This is a genomic window from Bacillus sp. LQ01 (assembly GCF_057624735.1).
This window is the reverse complement of the sequence record NZ_JBYEZL010000001.1, coordinates 127,725-145,175: the sequence shown is the minus strand read 5'-3', so window position 1 is coordinate 145,175 and position 17,451 is coordinate 127,725. Positions and strand designations below refer to the sequence as shown.

Here is a 17,451-nt window from a genome sequence, read left to right as displayed (position 1 = left end):
TTCCTCTTTATCAGCTCATATGAATTATAATAAAAAATTAAATTTCTATATTTATCTTTTCAAAAATGGCATTTTGTTTATTGATATCCATTTTAATTTCAAAGCACATACACCATACAAAATGGTTGTAATACTTAATGCTATACCACTGAATAATAACGTCATAATTCTTGAAGATGTAACATCTATCACATTACATAGTTCATACAATCCTATTCCCAAAATACATGCTATTGCTAGTACACCAAAAAAGCTTTTTAAATGAATAGAATAGGCAATATAGCTTCGAATATACAAATGATTTACAATACAAATCAATATGTAAGTAATTAATGTACTATACGCCGCTCCATCTATGCCAAACTTCTGCACGAACATCATGTTTAACACGACTTTCACACAACTCGCACCAATAACAATCCATGCAGCTTGTGCAGAACGGTTAATGCCCTGTAAAACACCTATTGATAATACCATAACCGCAGTAAAATACGAACTGCCAATCATAACTGTTAACATACTACTGCCTTTTACATCTGTGAACAATCCGACATTTAACGGTACTGTTAATGCCATCAACCATATTGTTAACGGTGCTGTCAAAACATGCGCTAGTCGATTTGTATTTTGAATTGTTATTTTCGCCAAATTTATATCTCTTTTGGTCAATGCGGAAGTTAAGAGTGGTATTAACGGAAATACAATTGCACTTGCAAAAATAACAATTATTTGCGTGAATGCAAAACCGCGACTGTATATTCCAAATTGTTCTTGAATTTCTGTTGATGATCCTTGTAATACATGCGGTATTGTAAGCGAGTCTACTAAATTTAAAAGTGGCATTGATAAAGCTCCGATAGCGATTGGGATCGATACCCGCAATATCTTTTTGCCGTTTTCTCTTAAATCTCGGAGCGAATAGGAATTGCTTTTATTGTAGTATGGACTTCTATTATATTTTATACGCAAATATATAAGCGAACTAATGACTCCAAGAAAAGAGCCAACCATCGCACCACTAGTAATAACAGTATTACTCTTATCCCATAATACTAGTATGTAAGCAATTATTAACATAAAAAACACACGTACAAATTGCTCAATGACCTGTGATACCCCTGTTGGTTTCATATCACCGAAACCTTGAAAATACCCTCTATACACCGCCATGTATGGCGCAATGAGTAATGCTAATGAAGTAATAAGCAACGGCATTCTAGTTTCTTGTCCACCAAGCATATTTGCAATTTCAATAGAAAATAATACAATGACTAAACAGCCGAAAACGCCAAATGCTATCCCAATAATTGACGCTGATTTAAATAATTTTGCAATTTCCTTTTGCTTATTTTTTTCGTTCAACTCTGCAATTAGTTTCGAAATTGCAAGTGGAACTCCGGCTACCGATAATGTAAGAGCAATCATATATACAGGAAAAACAAGGCGGAAAATACCGAGCACTTCATCTCCTGCAATATTTTGTAATGGAATTTGAAAAAAACTACCAAGCAATTTCGACAAAAAAGTTGTAATGGTTAAAATTGCTGCTCCTTTTACAAATGTTTTATTCATATTTTTTCTCTTTTCTTTTATACATATACTCTCAAACATATTGTTTCAAACGATAGGAATTCACTTTATCCCATTGGTTATCATAACAAATTTATTATAGGTTGAATACTTGGTTTTTTTTTCAAAATAGAAAAGCGAACCCATTTAAGCCTGTCTCTTCACAATATTTTTCTAATTCCTTCCATTATATATGTACACACTATAACCATTTCTGTTACGCCAAAAGAGCCCTTCCTCTCTGTCACTGCGATACATATTACTAAAAACATTATAAAAACATCCCACAACTCTACATTATAATTTATGTAAAATTGTGAGATATTCTAATTACTATCTAAACACTTAAGATTTTCAATTGCTCTTTCTGTTCATCGCTTGCCATTACTGCGATTGTTTTTTCAATACTCGGATGTACTTGCTCAAGCTTTACACTTGCTCCTACTTTATTTGATTGCTCAACAAAATTTAATAATGCCATAGCTCCTGATACATCCATATAACGCACATCTTTCATACGTAAAACAACCGGTGACTTCACATCTTGTAAAGTAGAGAAAATACGATCTACTGATAGGAAAGAGAGCGGTCCTTGAATTGTGTACGTTTCTTCTTTTTCTTTTACGATAGAAGTTTTACGTTCTTTACATTTCACCATATATATGATGAACGAAAGAATAATACCGAATGCAACAGCAATCATTAAATCAAACTTCACCGTTACAATCATCGTTACGAGCATAACAACGACATCACCTTTAGGAGCGACATGCATCTTTTTCATGCTTCCCCAATCGAACATTCCAATACCAGTTAAAATTAAAATACCTGATAATACAGCAAGTGGAATATATTGTACGACCGAACCAAGACCCATAATAAAAATAAATAAGATAACACTATGCATACATGCCGAAAGTGCCGTTTTACCGCCACTTCTTATATTCACGATAGACCTTACAGTCGCACCTGCACCTGCTAATCCGCCAAACAATCCGCTCATCATATTACCGATACCTTGTCCAACGAGCTCTTTATTACTTTTATGACGTGTACCTGTCACATTATCCATTACGACCGATGTTAACAACGAGTCAATCGATCCTAATAAAGCAATACTAAGCGCTGGTAAAATAAGTGCTGCTATTCCTGTTCCACTTAAAGATGGAATATGAAGCGTAGGTATCGCTTCTGGAATGGTTCCAATCTTTTCAATTACTTTATTTAGTGAAAGATTTCCGATAATCGGTAACTTTACTGTAAGTCCTTCGAGTAAGGAAGAAAATAAAGGAAGCAAAGCTGTCACACCGACTAGTGCTACTAAACTAGACGGAATCGCCTTAATCCATTTTCCAGAAACAATCATTACAATAATCGTTAACACAACAAGTAAAAAACTATTTTGTACGTGCTTTATTTCGCCTAAAATAATGATTAATGCAATACCATTCATAAATCCTGAAACGACAGGATACGGAATATATCGAACGTAAGAACCGAGCTTACATACACCGAATAAAATTTGAAATAACCCTGCCATCATAAAGGCAATAAAACTTGCCTCTAACCCGTGCGTCGCAATAACTCCTGTTGCAATAACGGTAATTGGTCCAGTTGGCCCTGTTACTTGCCCAGGTGTCCCGCCAAATAACGCTGCGAATAAACCTGCAAAAATCGCACCATACAATCCAACAAGCGCTCCCTCAGACGTTCCTGTCGCGGCAATACCAAATGCAATCGCAAGTGGTAACGCAACAATCGCAACAGTAAATCCTGCTAAACATTCCTTTGCTATTTTTTGAAACATAAAAAAACCACCTTTGTATAAAGTCCATGTTCCATTGTACACCTAAAAAGATACATTCGTTAGCTCACTTTTTACATTCTCGTGACGTAAACGTATTCAACGAAAAGTTTTCCCCTTATCTTTGGAAACAATTGCAACTATGCTATAATGAACAAATTAAATCTTTTACTATATACTTGGAGGCACTATGCTAACTTTTGAAGAAAAATTATCGATTATTGAATCTTTCCCAGAACTAGAAAGAAAGAACGTATCATTAAAACGTGTAAACTTCCACTTTGAAGAAAGTCGTTTAGATAAAAAGAACGTTGTATTTCATTTACACCCAAATGGAAATGGATTTGTATATGCAAGCGGTATTAAAGGTTATAAAACAGATGATAAAGGCATGGTTAACATCCGTGAGTTTTCAGCAGAGGAGTTACGTTCAGTAATTGAGAAATCAATTGACCTTCTATCACAAGAAGAGGTAGTAGCACCTGTAGAACCTGCGAAAGAAGAAGAATGGCAGAACGAAGATGGTCATATTCTTACTCTTATTTCAGAGGATGACATGTGGAACGTGTACGCTGGTGTAAACTTAGACGGTACATTCAACTCTTATCCAGAAGCTGCGGAATACCTTGATGAAGAAGGCTTTTCACGCAAATAAAAATAGAAACCTATTTCATTCAACGACTTTTATAGTAATCAAAGAAGACACTTAAGGTGTCTTTTTTTGTTATATAAACTCCTTTCTCACACTATCTCTACTAATTTTCATAAAATGATTCAGAGGAGGTTTATATGAATACAACTGCTAAATTAATAAATTGGAAAGAACATGGCGATATGATTATTCTAGAATGTGAATTAAATGGAAAACGCTTCGAGATATCAACATATAAACAAAGAATATATAATGCACACCTTTTATCAGCTGACGTTTATATTCGTTTAGACTCATCTGATAATATAATTGGAATAAATATTTATAAAAAGTAAGAAAAGCCCCCTATTCCGTAGGCGGGCTTTATCTTTATTACACAACATCAGAGTATACTCTCTTTTTTTCATACAGTTTATGTAATTATACATATTCATCAAAAAATACACTAAATGAATATTACATGTAGTAAAATATAACTTGTGGGCACGTTCTATAAAGCAGATTCTTTTAAAAGGCGTAACATATCAATTATTATAGGGGATGTGGCGTCACTTCAATATTGATCTCAAATCTCTTGTCTTTTGTGAACTAACAATCTAGTGTATATAGACGATTCTGCTTTATAGTATGTGTTTACACTCATAACAAAGGGGTAATGGTAATACGGATAGATTCCGATTCGTATGAAATGAAATGGTTCAAGTCGGAGAGAGGCACCTTAAGGTGCCTTTTCTTTTTGTATTACATCCATTTTGTGTTTCCACCTTATTTCAAATGCGCTAATTAACCTTCACCAAGAAGAAATGAGAATTAACAAAGATATTGTTTCTTCTGTTTAATACCGAAAAATGAAGGATACCCCATAGATATGGGGCATCCTTCATTTTTTATTTTTTCGCACCTTTCAATGACTCCCTCAGCACAAATTTCTGCAACTTCCCGCTCGCATTACGCGGAAGTTCATCTACAAATAAATAATGACGCGGACGTTTATAATCTGCTAGTTCATCACTTTCTTTGCAATACGTTTCTAAATCAGCTTCTGTTATTGTTTCATCTTTCTTCACAATAACTGCCACAACACGCTCTCCCCATAATTCGTCTGGCTCACCAAGTACCGCCACATCTAATATACCAGGATGACTATGAAGGAAATCTTCAATTTCACGAGGATAAATATTTACGCCACCGCTAATTACCATATCATCAACGCGATCAGCAACGAATAAATAACCGTCTTTATCAAAATAGCCTAGATCACCAGAATGATACCATCCTTTATACATCGATTTTTTATTCGCTTCTTCACGATTATGATAGCCAGCCATCATAGTTGGGCCGCGCAAAATAATTTCTCCCACTTCATAAGGAGGTAATACATCCTCTGGTTCTGCCGGTGCATCCTCGTTCGGTTTCACAATACGAACTTCATGGCTAAAGCATGGCGTGCCTGCTGAACCAGCTTTCGTAATTTGATCCTCCTCTACGAGAAACGCAACAACTGGCCCCATTTCTGTCATTCCGTATATTTGAACAAGATCAATATAAAGACGTTCTTTACATTCTTTTACTAACGCCGGTGCCATTGCTGCTCCGCCGTATATACCAATCTTCATCGAAGTTAAATCATACTGAGCTAAATCTTTTTGCAACAACATATTCCACATCGTCGGCGCTGCAAAGAACGTCGTAATCTTTTCTTCTTGAATCGTATGTAATACTGTTTCTGTATCAAAATGATGCAAAATAACATTCTTTCCACCAACTTGAATGCGTGGTATGATTCCGGCATTTAATTCACCACAGTGATATAAAGGCGCCACAACAAGCCCTACACTATCTCTATTATATTTAAGGAAATACGTACAAATCATACTATGCTCAGTCATTTCGCGATGACGATGTAATACGCCTTTCGGATGACCTGTCGTACCGCTCGTATAAAGCATTGAACAATAATCCATTTCATCAATTTCGATATTTACTTTCTCAGAAGATGCTGCATTCACTTTTTCATGGTAGGAGCTTGCATAGGAAGGTTTATCGTTTTCTATAGACCAAAAAGATGTATTTGGAAAATCTCTTTCAATTATAGCAACAGTTGACTCAACTGCTTTTTCAAAGACAACGACTTTCGAGGATGCGTCCTGAAGAATATAAGATACTTCTTTTGCTTTTAAGCGGAAATTAATCGGGTTAAAGATCGCTCCGATTTTCGCACAGGCTAAGTAAACGTTTACAAATTCACGGCAATTATATAAGTAAACAGATACCGTATCTCCCTTTCTTACTCCGTCTTCTAATAGAGCGTGCGCTGTTTTATTTATTTGTTCATCCCACTGTTTATACGTCCAGCGAATATTCTTTTCAGGTTCCACTAACGCCTCTTTATTCGGATACTTACCAACTGATAAATCAAAAATTCTCCCTATCGTCATGTACATGCCAACAATTTCCCCCTTTTCTCTTTCATAAATCTATCATTTCGTCCATAAGTAGACATTGTCCTTTAATGATTTGACTAATTTTTCTGATTATTATCGACATAGTTTTACATACGGTACCACTAGACGGTAAATGAAATTATATCAGCGATTTTCCAGATATATCGACCGTAACTTGAAATATATCAGCGATTTTCAAAATATATCAGCGCAACTCGAATTATATCAGCGATTTTTCGAATATATCGACTTACCGACAAAAACTGACAAGATATAATCGGACCGCCCGTTACTGCAGGATAAAAAGAGGTTGTTCCAACTCGGAACAACCTCTTTCTTCTTATGCAAATAGCTCTTCTAAAATTTTCAGTTTATCTTCTGTATATTTTACGAAGCCATCGTTATATGATTTTGGATCTTTCGGATTTGCGAAGTGAGTAATTGCTCCCGTCTTCGGATGAACAAATTTACTTGATGCACCACAGCCAAGTCCGATAATTGATTGTACTTCTTCCATAATGACAATGTTGTAAATACTTTCTTGCGTCGGCATTGCATAACCAACGTTCTCTAAGTTACCTAAAATATTCTTTTGACGATATAGGTAATATGGTACGTAATTATGCTTTTGCGTCCACTCTTCTGCTTCGTGCATCATCGCTGTAATTTCTTCGCGACCTGCTACTTTATATTTACGTTTGTTTTGCGTCATTTCAGAAGCACGTTTGAATGATAACGTATGAACTGTTAATGATTCTGGCATTAACTTTTCTGTTTCATCTAACGTATGTTTGAAGATATCTAACCCTTCACCAGGAAGACCAATAATTAAGTCCATATTAATATTGTTCATTCCCATTTCACGAGCTAAATGGTATTTCTCAATTGTTTCTTCTACAGTATGATGACGTCCAATTGCTTTTAGTGTCTCTTGATGGTATGACTGCGGATTAATACTAATACGGTCAATATTCCATTTATTTAAAACTTCTAGCTTTGCTGGCGTGATCGTATCTGGGCGACCTGCCTCAACTGTTACTTCACGCACATTTTTCACATCTGGGAACGCTTCATACATTTCTTCATACAGCATATCCATCTCTTCTGCTGTAATACTTGTAGGTGTACCGCCGCCGTAATAAATCGTCGTAACTTTTACACCTTTTTCTTTTAAAAACTTACCAATTTCACGAACTTCATAATGTAAACCACCCAAGAACGAATCAACAGAGCCTTGGCGTCCATTAATCGCATAAGCCGGGAATGTACAATATGCACATTTCGTTGGGCAGAACGGAATACCGATATAAATACTTACTTCTTCTTTCAAACGGTATAAATCCGGAACAACTGCTAATTGGCAATCAACAATACGCTGAAGAAGTTCAATTTTCTCTTCATGAATTAAATAACTTTCACGAAGCTCTTGATGCGCTTCTTCTTTTGACATACCATTTTGAAGCATTTTATGAAGAAGTTTCGTCGGACGTACTCCCGTTAAAATACCCCAGCTTTGTTCAATACCAGTTAACTGCTGAAGAACAGAAAGATATACATAAGAAACAACGTGCTTCACTTGCTTCATACGCTCTTTTTCATCTGTGAAAGCAGATAAATCTTTCGAGAATGTTTCTTCATACACATTTCCTGTGCTAACATCCGTTAATCGAGCGGATGCTTTCACATTATCCTCAATGTGTATATCAACGATAAGATTTGCTTCCTCTTGTTCAAATCCAATCGTACTATCTTCAAAAAATAAGCCGCCAATATTTTGTAGCGGACGTAAAAAACGATCATCTTGTAACGTTTTAATTGAAATTAACAACATTATCACCTTTTCATTTGCAAACTCTCTTTAGTTTACTTGAAGGGCGTTTACAGGTCAATACAGAAGGTTTTACCTGTTTCTCTTACATTTTTTCAAATAATTCTTTTTATGAATATCGCTCCTGTATATAGACATCATCATTTTCTCTTGTTAAAATTTATTAGTACTAAAATCGATACATAGTGAAAATACAATATAAAAAGGAGGAATGTTAACACTAGATTCCATAATCTAATGTGTTAAAAAAAATATGAAAAAGAAATTTTATAGTGTTTTAACTCTCTCTCTTGCATTACAAACTGTTCTTGCACCTACTTATTCATTTGCAGAGAGTGCTGAAAAATCCGCTGAAGTATATACGGAAGATCAAGTTTTTAAAAGTATTAAAGAGCATGTTAATGAGCATAGTACTCATGAAGAAGATATCGAGGTTACTGGTCAATTCCTACTATACACTTCAAAAAAACATTCATTATATACCGCGAATGATTTAAAAAACAAATCGAATATCGAGATTACAGAACAAGTCGTAACGGCGACAAAGAAAAAAGGAAATGCTTATTACATAACGACGCCAACTGGCGCTGGATGGATAGATAACAATGATAATAGCTTAGAAGTTCAAGAGATTCATAAACTATCTAATCAAAAATTAATCGTAAAAGAAGAAGCTTCCATACATGCCCTTCCGTTCCAATCATTTAAAGAAGAAGGGAAACTACAGCCACAAGTCATAACTCCTACTGAACAAGCTGGAAATTGGTTTAAAGTCCAAATAAATGAAACAACAAAATGGATTTATGCACCTTCTGCTACATTTGAAGGTACAAAAGCTTCATTATTAAAAAACAGTCGTACTGCTAAAAATAGTTTATTGAGATCGCCAGAAGCTCTACAAACAAACAATATTTATGGCGTTACATTTAAAGAAATGATTGTCCCAAAAGGAAATGACGATATTCGCCCTGGCTACCCGATGGTGCCTAAATATATTACGATTCACGAAACGGCTAATACAGCGAAGGGTGCTAATGCTCTAAATCATGCAAAATTCTTAGATAATCAAGCACGCGGAACAGCTGATCGCGCCGCATCTTGGCATTTCACAGTAGATGATAAAGAAATTTATCAACATCTTCCAGTAAATGAAGTTGGATGGCATGCTGGAAATAAAACTGGAAACTATGAATCTATCGGAATTGAAATTGCCGTTAATCAAGATGGAAACTATGAAAAAGCGGTAGAAAATGCCCGTAAATTGGCAGCTTATTTAATGAACGACTTAAATATTTCTCTAGATAAGGTCCAAAAACACCAATTTTGGTCAGGAAAAAACTGCCCTGCGTTTATGATTCAACGCGGACAATGGGATGCTTTCTTAAAAGGAACTGAAACATACTATAAGGAAAATCAAAAAAATCCCGTAACTGATGACATTACAGGTGGATGGTATGAACAAGACATTCGTCAATTAGCAGCTAGAGGCATTATGCAAGGAGAAGGGAACGGCAAGTACTTCCCAGAACGTCTTGTAACGCGTGCTGAATTTGCTACGTTAATTACTCGTGCTTTACAATTGCCAAGTGGAAATGCTAATTTCACAGACTTAGAACAAGTACACCCATCGTTAAGAGACGGTATTAATCGTGCAGCAAGCGCAGGCATAATCCGCGGACGTGGTGATAATACATTTGATCCAAATACTACAATTACACGCGAAGAAGCTGTTATTATGATCGATCGTTCTCTAAAACACGCTGGTATTTTTGCAAAACAAGTTGAACTACCATTCGTAGACCAAAACTTAATTTACGCTAAAGAAGAAGTACAAAGAGTGTATGGATATGGAATTGTAAAAGGTAATGAATTTAATCAATTCGTACCAAAAGGACCATCACAACGTGCACACGCAGCTGCATTTATAAACAGAATGCTTAGCGTAATTGAAGCTTAACATATTTATCATTCCATATAGATATTTTCATTTTATCTGTATTCACTTAAAAGGCATCAGAGATTATATATCTCTGATGCCTTTTATACATCTTTTAGCTATTTTTAGCCATGAACCTTAAACGTATTCCTAATAGCAGAAGTATAAAACCGATGAATGGAACGTAATTCGTATTGTGTCCTGTAGCTGGAAGTTGTTGATTATTAGAAGAACCTTGTCCTTTTTCTGGTAAATTAGGTTTTTCTACTCCCTCACCTGGTTTTTCTGTTCCTTCACCCGGCTTTTCTGTTCCTTCACCCGGTTTCTCTGTTCCTTCACCTGGCTTTTCTGTTCCTTCACCTGGCTTCTCTGTTCCTTCACCTGGCTTCTCTGTTCCTTCACCTGGCTTTTCTGTTCCTTCACCTGGCTTCTCTGTTCCTTCACCTGGCTTTTCTGTTCCTTCACCTGGTTTTTCTGTTCCTTCACCTGGTTTTTCCGGACCTTTTTCTGTATCTTTTTTATTTGTAATTTGAAGCTTTACAACTTCAATTTTTTCATTAGAAATCGTAAATTTCATTTCCTTATCGGATAAAGTATATCCTTCTGGCGCTTTGATTTCTTTTAAAGTGTAATCTCCTGGTTCTAACTCCTTAGAAGTCGCTTTACCGCTCTTGTTTGTTGTTAATGTGTCGATTTTTGTTCCGTCTTTCCAAATTTCAAACACTGCGCCTGCTAATATTTTATTTGTATTATTAGCGTCTACCTTTGTAATTTCTAATTGACCTGTAATTTCTTCTTTCGCTTTTTCATTCATAACTTCTTGTTTTACTACTTCGTTCGCTACAACGTTCACTTCTACTGTCACTTCTAGCGCTTTATAACCTTCCGGCGCTTTCGTTTCCTCTAACGTGTACTTTCCTGGCACTAAGCTTTCGAATTTCACAACGCCGTCTTTATTCGTTGTTTTCGCTTCTCCAACTACTTGACCAGCTTCGTTCTTTAATTTAAATTCTGCACCTGCTAGAACTTTTCCACTCTCCGAATCCTTTTTGATTACTTGTAAGCTTCCTAGTTCTTTTGCGTTTTCTACTTGTACTTCTACTACTTTGTTTGCTTCCACAACGACTTCAATTTCTTCTTTTAACAACTTATATCCTTGTGGTGCTTTCGTTTCTTTTAATGTGTATGTTCCTGGCTCTAATTTCTGAGAAATTACTTTACCTGTTTTATCTGTTCGTAACGTATCTACTTTCTTACCATCTTTATACACTTCAAATTCTGCGTCTGATAATACTTTCGTTTTATCTTCCGCATCTACTTTTACAATTTCGAATTGACCAAGGCTCTTACTGTTCGTTACTTTTACATCAACAACTTTTTCACCGTCAACTGTTACATGAATTATTTGTTTTGTTAACTCATAACCTTCTGGTGCTTTTGTTTCTTCTAACGTATATTCACCTGGCACAAGTCCGTCTACTTTAACCGTTCCAGACTTATCTGTTGTAAGTCCTTCTTTTACAACATTTCCTTTCGCATCTTTCAATGTAAATTGTGCGCCTGCTAAGCGTTTCGTTTGATCTTTATCATCCATTTTAATAATTTGTAGAGAACCTAAGATTTTTTCGTTTTCTGCCTCTACTTTTACTACTTCTTTCTCGTTTTGAATTGTTACTTTCCATTCTTTATTTGAAAGCTTGTAGCCCGCTGGTGCTTTCGTTTCTTTCACTGTGTATTCACCTAGCGGTAATTTCGGTGACATCACTTTTCCACTCTCATCTGTTTTTAGTTCTGCTACCTTTTTACCATCTTTATACACTTCGAATTCTGCACCTGATAACAATTTCGTTTTATCATTCGCATCTACTTTCACGATTTCAAATTGACCTGTTACTTTTTCATTCGTAACTTCTTGTTTTACTACTTCGTTCGCTACAACGTTTACTTCTACTGTTACTTCTAACGCCTTATAACCTTCTGGCGCTTTTGTTTCCTCTAACGTGTACTTTCCTGGCACTAAGTTTTCGAATTTCACAACACCTTCTTTATTCGTTGTTTTCGCTTCTCCAACTACTTGACCAGCTTCGTTCTTTAATTTAAATTCTGCACCTGCTAGAACTGTTCCACTCTCTGCATCCCTTTTGATTACTTGTAAGCTTCCTAGTTCTTTCGCATTTTCTATTTGTACTTCTACTAACTTGTTTGCTTCCACAACGACTTCAATTTCTTCTTTTAACAATTTATATCCTTGTGGTGCTTTCGTTTCTTTTAATGTATACTTTCCTGGTTCTAATTTCTGTGAAACTACTTTACCAGTTTTATCTGTTCGTAACGTATCTACTTTTTTACCATCTTTATACACTTCGAATTCTGCATCTGATAATACTTTCGTTTTATCTTCCGCATCTACTTTCACGATTTCAAATTGACCCGTTACTTTTTCGGAGATCTTTTTATTCACCACATCTACAGTCACTACTTTATTAGCCTCTACATCAACAGAAACTGAACTAGATGATAATTCATATCCTTTCGGTGCTTCTACTTCTTTTAATGTATAGCTTCCAACTGGAAGTTGTTTCGATAAGGCTTCACCTTTATCATCTGTAACAATTGTTTCCACAACTTTCCCATCTTTATCGATAACATCAAATTTTGCACCTGGTAGAAGTTGACCAGATTCACTATCTTTTTTCAATAATTTAAATTGGCCATTCTCTACTTTTCTCGTATTCTTCATAACAAGTTCAATTACGTTTGTATTATCAATTGTTACTTTGACTGGTGTATCAACTTTTATATATCCTTCTGGTGCATTTATTTCTTTTACAAAATAGTCACCAAGTGGTAAATCTTTAACTTCCGCAATACCCTTTTCGTTTGTTGTAACAGTAGCCACAACGTTATTATCTTTGTCTATAACATCAAATTTTGCGTCTTTTAAAACAATGTTTTCATCGTTTTCATCAACTTTTTTAATTTGTAAATGTCCTTTTTCAGTTGCTGGCTTATTCCACTTTGGCCAGTTAAATTTAAAGTTATGAACCTCAAAACCATCTCTTTGGTGTAATCCTCCAACATAGGCTTGTCCATTAATAGAACCACCTTTTGTTTCTACAACTGCATTAGGTGCAAACACACTACCTACTACACCATAACCTTTAGTTGTTATCTTTGTAGCATTAGGAAATACCCAAATTACCTTACTAGCTAACTCAGTAAAAGATGAATTAGGATCGTATGCTTGAGATGTATTAATTAAATCCGTCGCCATCCCAGTATTTCTTGTATCATACAAAATTGCACCGCCACCAAAACTCACTTCTTCTGCATCTGAATAAATAACAATAAAGTCTTTATTCTCTACATTCGGAAGAAAAACGTCTTTTACATCAAATGTTTTCTTTCCAGTTTGGCCTGAAGAGACATAAATATTAGGGTTATTTACATCTTCACCGATGCCAAAGCTCATATTAGGTTTTGGCTTATCAGTCTGTAGTTTACTTGCATCCCCGATTACACCATCAACGTCTTTTCTAAATTCTTTAAACTTAGCATCAATCTCCGCTTGCTCTTTATAAGAGATACGGTCATATGATGTTTTCATTGCGCCATCTGGGTCACCGTCTTTTGTCATCGCCACTGTTCCATCTTGAATAATTACTTGTCCTGCTCCCGCTTTCGTAAATTGACCGCCTAGTAATAATGATGGATATCCTTCATCTACCCAAGTTGCTCCAGCTAAGTTATTTGCTCCAGTTGCAGCCGCTACGACTGTATAACTTGATGCGTTCATATTTTTCTGAACAGCCATCGCACCTTCAATATCCGCACTCGTTGCACTATGATCTCCAAAAATGATGGCGTTGTAATAAGATACATCACCTAAACCTTTTAATTCTGTTGTAGCTGCCTCTGCTTTAAATGGTAAATGGATTAAAAAATTCATACATATTAGTAATACAACTATTAAACTACTACTTAACTTTTTAATTTTTTGATTAAATGATTTCCTCAAGAAATTCATTCCCCCTTTTAAACTTCCTAAAACCACAAAAAGAAGTACATATCATATGTACCAAACCTTACTCACATTAACTTAAAATAATCCATTTAAATAAAACAAAGAAACACTACAACTACTTAATAAGATTGCTACAATTCATTTTTGAAATAATACGTGAACTAAACTGTCATGCGGAAATACTTTTACGTATGGGAGCCCAATAAAATTAATCTGAAGAATATTTCATGTGGTGTAACTGTTTTGGCAACATCATCCACTTTACATTAGTTTTCTAAAGGATTCAAGTGAATTGTATAGATTTCATACACAATTCATATTTTAAAACGCTTTCACTGTTTTTAATAAGATAAACAAAAAAACGTAGCCAAAAAGCTACGTTTTTCTTTCATCGTTTCGGTGTATTTTTATGATTCTTCAAAAACGGAAGCGGGAATTGCTTACGGAAATGCTCTTTAATCATATACTCTACACCGTTTTCGCTATTTGAACGTGTAATCCAATCTGCTGCTTGCTTTAATTCTACAGGCGAGTTCCCCATCGCTACCCCAAGTCCCACGTTTTCAATAACCTCTAAATCTTCCATACTATCTCCAATCGCAACCATTTCATTTAGCGAAATATTTAAATGCTCTCCAAGCAATTGTAATCCACGTAATTTTGATACATTTTGCGGTAAAATTTCTATTCGTTTTGAATCACATTCAACATACTCTACATCTTGGAACGCTTTTCTTAATGTATTTAGCCCGCGTTCTTTTTCACCTTTAGTTTGGAAAAGAACATCAATTTTTGGCGCCGCTACCGGATGGTCACGAAGCGCGTCACCTAACGAATCTACAAATTGAACTGGATAAAATAACGGGTCTGCACTTGATAATACAGTGCGCGCAATTAAGTTTGGTGTATTTCTCTCACGATTTCCGATTGAAAACCGTTCATGAGAAATACGTACGTTACAATCAAAGTGCTCTAACACTTGCACAATGTTAAAAGTCTTCTCTTCAGATAATCTTCTTTGAACGTACGGCTTATCTAACGTTGCTGAAACGAAAGCACCACCATGTGTCACTAATATAGAATCTAATTTTAACGCCTTTGCTACTTTATGAGCGGATTGAAAATTACGACTCGTAAATAACGTAACGTATACATCTTTTCTTTTCACAAATTCAATTGTTTCTCTTAATCCTTTTGCAATTTTTCCATTGTTGTATAGTAGTGTCCCATCTATATTAAGAGCTAGTAAGCGATAAATCATGTCGCACTCCCCCTCTTCGCTGTTGTACTCTATCCATAATTTATGAAATAAACCCGATAAATAGAACGAGTTAGAATTACTACTGAAAATTTGGTTTACTATATACATATACACTTAGTAAAGGAGATAGTACAATGCAGGCACCTCCTTCCTTTTATGAAGGCGATACGTTAGAAGTCGCAAAAAAATTACTCGGGCAAAAACTTGTTCATATTGTAGACGGAATAAAGCGAAGCGGAATCATTGTAGAAGTAGAAGCATATAAAGGCCCAGATGATAAGGCCGCACATAGTTACGGAGGCAGACGAACAGATCGCACAGAAGTTATGTTTGGTGCACCAGGGCATGCTTACGTATATTTAATTTACGGTATGTATCATTGCTTTAACGTTATTACAGCGCCAGTGGGCACCCCGCAAGGTGTTCTCATTCGAGCCCTTGAGCCGGTAGATGGAATAGAAGAAATAAAACTAGCGCGCTACAATAAGACCGAAATTACAAAAGCGCAGTACAAAAATTTAACGAACGGTCCTGGCAAACTATGCCGTGCCCTCGGAATTACTTTAGAAGAACGCGGTGTATCGTTACAAAGTGATACGTTACATATTGAATTAGTTCCAAAAGAAGAACACATATCATCACAATATAAAATAACAGCAGGACCTCGTATTAATATCGACTATGCAGAAGAAGCTGTACATTATCCGTGGCGTTTTTATTATGAGGGACATCCGTTTGTTTCAAAGAAGTAAGCATATGTTAAAGGGAGAGATTATGAGAGGCAAACCTGAACTAAAAATAGAATCAGAAAAAGTATATAAAACGAAGAAAAACCCAAATGGAATGTTTGTAGCAAGAATACTACAAATTCCGAAAGAAGAAGATAAACTAGACTTTGTCCTTATTTTACAAAATAAAAAAACGAAAAATATTATTTATAACAAAGTTTTAGTAACAACAGATAACGACTATTATTCTTTCCGACTCGCTCGTGGGAATATTAAATGGTCATCCTTATATACTGTTACAGTATGGGATGGGCTTGGACATCAATTAGTAGAAGTATCAGCCTTAACTGGTAAAGAGAACTATTCTATTTCTGATGAGCATTGTTCCGCATATCGGGAGTAACTCAAAATAAAAGAGAAGCCGAATCGGCTTCCCTTTTACTCTGCACCTTCCGCAGTTGCAATATTATCCTCTAAATTTTCTCTTGATAATTCAGCCGCCATAAAATCTGCTGTTTCTGGAAGTGCTAAATGCATATGAGCTTTTTGACAAATTTGGATCGTACAGTTTTCTACAACATAGTCGAAAACATGTCCGCCCCCGCTTCTTTCATCATCAATGTAATGTAAGTGGAATCCAGCTACCCCAATACCTTGTGCGTAATCTGGTGTCCAAAATCCAGCAAGCGTACCTTCTGTATTTTCAAATGAAAAGATTGGCTGTGATTTCGTCACTTCAACGAGCGGTGTATACGGTTTTTCTTGTCTTGGAACAGTTCTCGTCCTTACTTCACGGAACGTACCGTCCATTCGAATAGCGTAAAATAAGTTTTTACTTGGCATTAATTCATGTAATAACGCTTCAACTTCTTCACGATTCATCGGACGCTCTACCGTATAACTCATTTCTTTTTCAAAAAACGTTACAGTTGCAAATGGCGTTGTTTCTTCTGGCTCTACTTTTTCCGCTGAACCGTCTGAACGTAAATGATAAAATTCATTATCAAATGCAATCATTTCACCGTCTAATTGATCAAATGTGCCGATGCCAAAATCACCATGTTTTTTCAAATCTTCAAAGCTAATTACACCATCATATATACCATCTAATAGCGCAAGCATTGTAGATGTTTGATATACTTCATTACTCATTTTCGTTTTTTTTGCATCAATATCAATTAATTGCGCAACAGTCATCTCAAATC

Annotated in this window: 12 protein-coding genes; 5 read left to right on the top strand and 7 right to left on the bottom strand. The window is 35.6% G+C overall.

Translation table 11 applies throughout. The features are described 5' to 3' along the window. Positions 1-51 precede the first annotated feature (51 nt). Both AC22L0_RS00805 and AC22L0_RS00800 read right to left on the bottom strand, forming a co-directional pair. Positions 52-1,572 carry a putative polysaccharide biosynthesis protein gene (locus AC22L0_RS00805; protein WP_087966297.1) on the bottom strand — a complete coding sequence of 507 codons (1,521 nt, stop codon included), beginning with the start codon at positions 1,570-1,572 and terminating at the stop codon, positions 52-54. 334 nt (positions 1,573-1,906) lie between these two features. Continuing rightward, a complete protein-coding gene (locus AC22L0_RS00800; protein WP_000486650.1) occupies positions 1,907-3,376 on the bottom strand; it encodes a SulP family inorganic anion transporter in 1,470 nt (489 codons plus the stop codon). A gap of 187 nt (positions 3,377-3,563) precedes the next feature. Here AC22L0_RS00800 and AC22L0_RS00795 point away from each other — a divergent pair, with 187 nt between their 5' ends. Both AC22L0_RS00795 and AC22L0_RS00790 read left to right on the top strand, forming a co-directional pair. Beyond that, a complete protein-coding gene (locus tag AC22L0_RS00795; RefSeq protein WP_000954998.1) occupies positions 3,564-4,028 on the top strand; it encodes a hypothetical protein in 465 nt (154 codons plus the stop codon). A gap of 134 nt (positions 4,029-4,162) precedes the next feature. Beyond that, a complete protein-coding gene (locus tag AC22L0_RS00790; RefSeq protein ID WP_001098258.1) occupies positions 4,163-4,360 on the top strand; it encodes a hypothetical protein in 198 nt (65 codons plus the stop codon). Between the two features lie 552 nt (positions 4,361-4,912). On the opposite strand, the gene AC22L0_RS00785 is transcribed toward AC22L0_RS00790, so the two are convergent. Next, entirely contained in the window at positions 4,913-6,469 is a 1,557-nt protein-coding gene (locus AC22L0_RS00785; protein WP_000281980.1) for a fatty acid--CoA ligase, read from the bottom strand. A gap of 340 nt (positions 6,470-6,809) precedes the next feature. Further along, positions 6,810-8,300 (bottom strand): coproporphyrinogen III oxidase, encoded by a 1,491-nt coding sequence (locus tag AC22L0_RS00780; protein WP_001999181.1) that lies wholly within the window; start codon positions 8,298-8,300, stop codon positions 6,810-6,812. A 250-nt stretch (positions 8,301-8,550) separates the two neighbouring features. Between AC22L0_RS00780 and AC22L0_RS00775 the strand changes: the two genes are divergently transcribed. Next, complete coding sequence (locus AC22L0_RS00775) at positions 8,551-10,254, top strand: S-layer homology domain-containing protein (protein ID WP_000726531.1); 1,704 nt, start codon at positions 8,551-8,553, stop codon at positions 10,252-10,254. A gap of 94 nt (positions 10,255-10,348) precedes the next feature. Here the strand turns inward: AC22L0_RS00775 and AC22L0_RS00770 are convergent, their stop codons facing one another. Both AC22L0_RS00770 and AC22L0_RS00765 read right to left on the bottom strand, forming a co-directional pair. After that, a complete protein-coding gene (locus AC22L0_RS00770; RefSeq protein ID WP_487272085.1) occupies positions 10,349-14,251 on the bottom strand; it encodes an MSCRAMM family protein in 3,903 nt (1,300 codons plus the stop codon). 394 nt (positions 14,252-14,645) lie between these two features. Then, a complete protein-coding gene (locus tag AC22L0_RS00765) occupies positions 14,646-15,518 on the bottom strand; it encodes a Cof-type HAD-IIB family hydrolase (RefSeq protein ID WP_000640431.1) in 873 nt (290 codons plus the stop codon). Between the two features lie 134 nt (positions 15,519-15,652). Between AC22L0_RS00765 and AC22L0_RS00760 the strand changes: the two genes are divergently transcribed. Both AC22L0_RS00760 and AC22L0_RS00755 read left to right on the top strand, forming a co-directional pair. After that, positions 15,653-16,270, top strand: coding sequence for a DNA-3-methyladenine glycosylase (locus AC22L0_RS00760; protein WP_016109307.1), 618 nt, complete (start codon positions 15,653-15,655; stop codon positions 16,268-16,270). A gap of 22 nt (positions 16,271-16,292) precedes the next feature. Continuing rightward, positions 16,293-16,649: a hypothetical protein gene (locus tag AC22L0_RS00755; protein ID WP_003311779.1), complete on the top strand. Its 357-nt coding sequence runs from the start codon at positions 16,293-16,295 to the stop codon at positions 16,647-16,649. Positions 16,650-16,684: 35 nt separating this feature from the next. Here the strand turns inward: AC22L0_RS00755 and alsD are convergent, their stop codons facing one another. Continuing rightward, positions 16,685-17,443: an alpha-acetolactate decarboxylase gene (gene alsD, locus AC22L0_RS00750; RefSeq protein WP_000215005.1), complete on the bottom strand. Its 759-nt coding sequence runs from the start codon at positions 17,441-17,443 to the stop codon at positions 16,685-16,687. Positions 17,444-17,451: the final 8 nt, after the last annotated feature.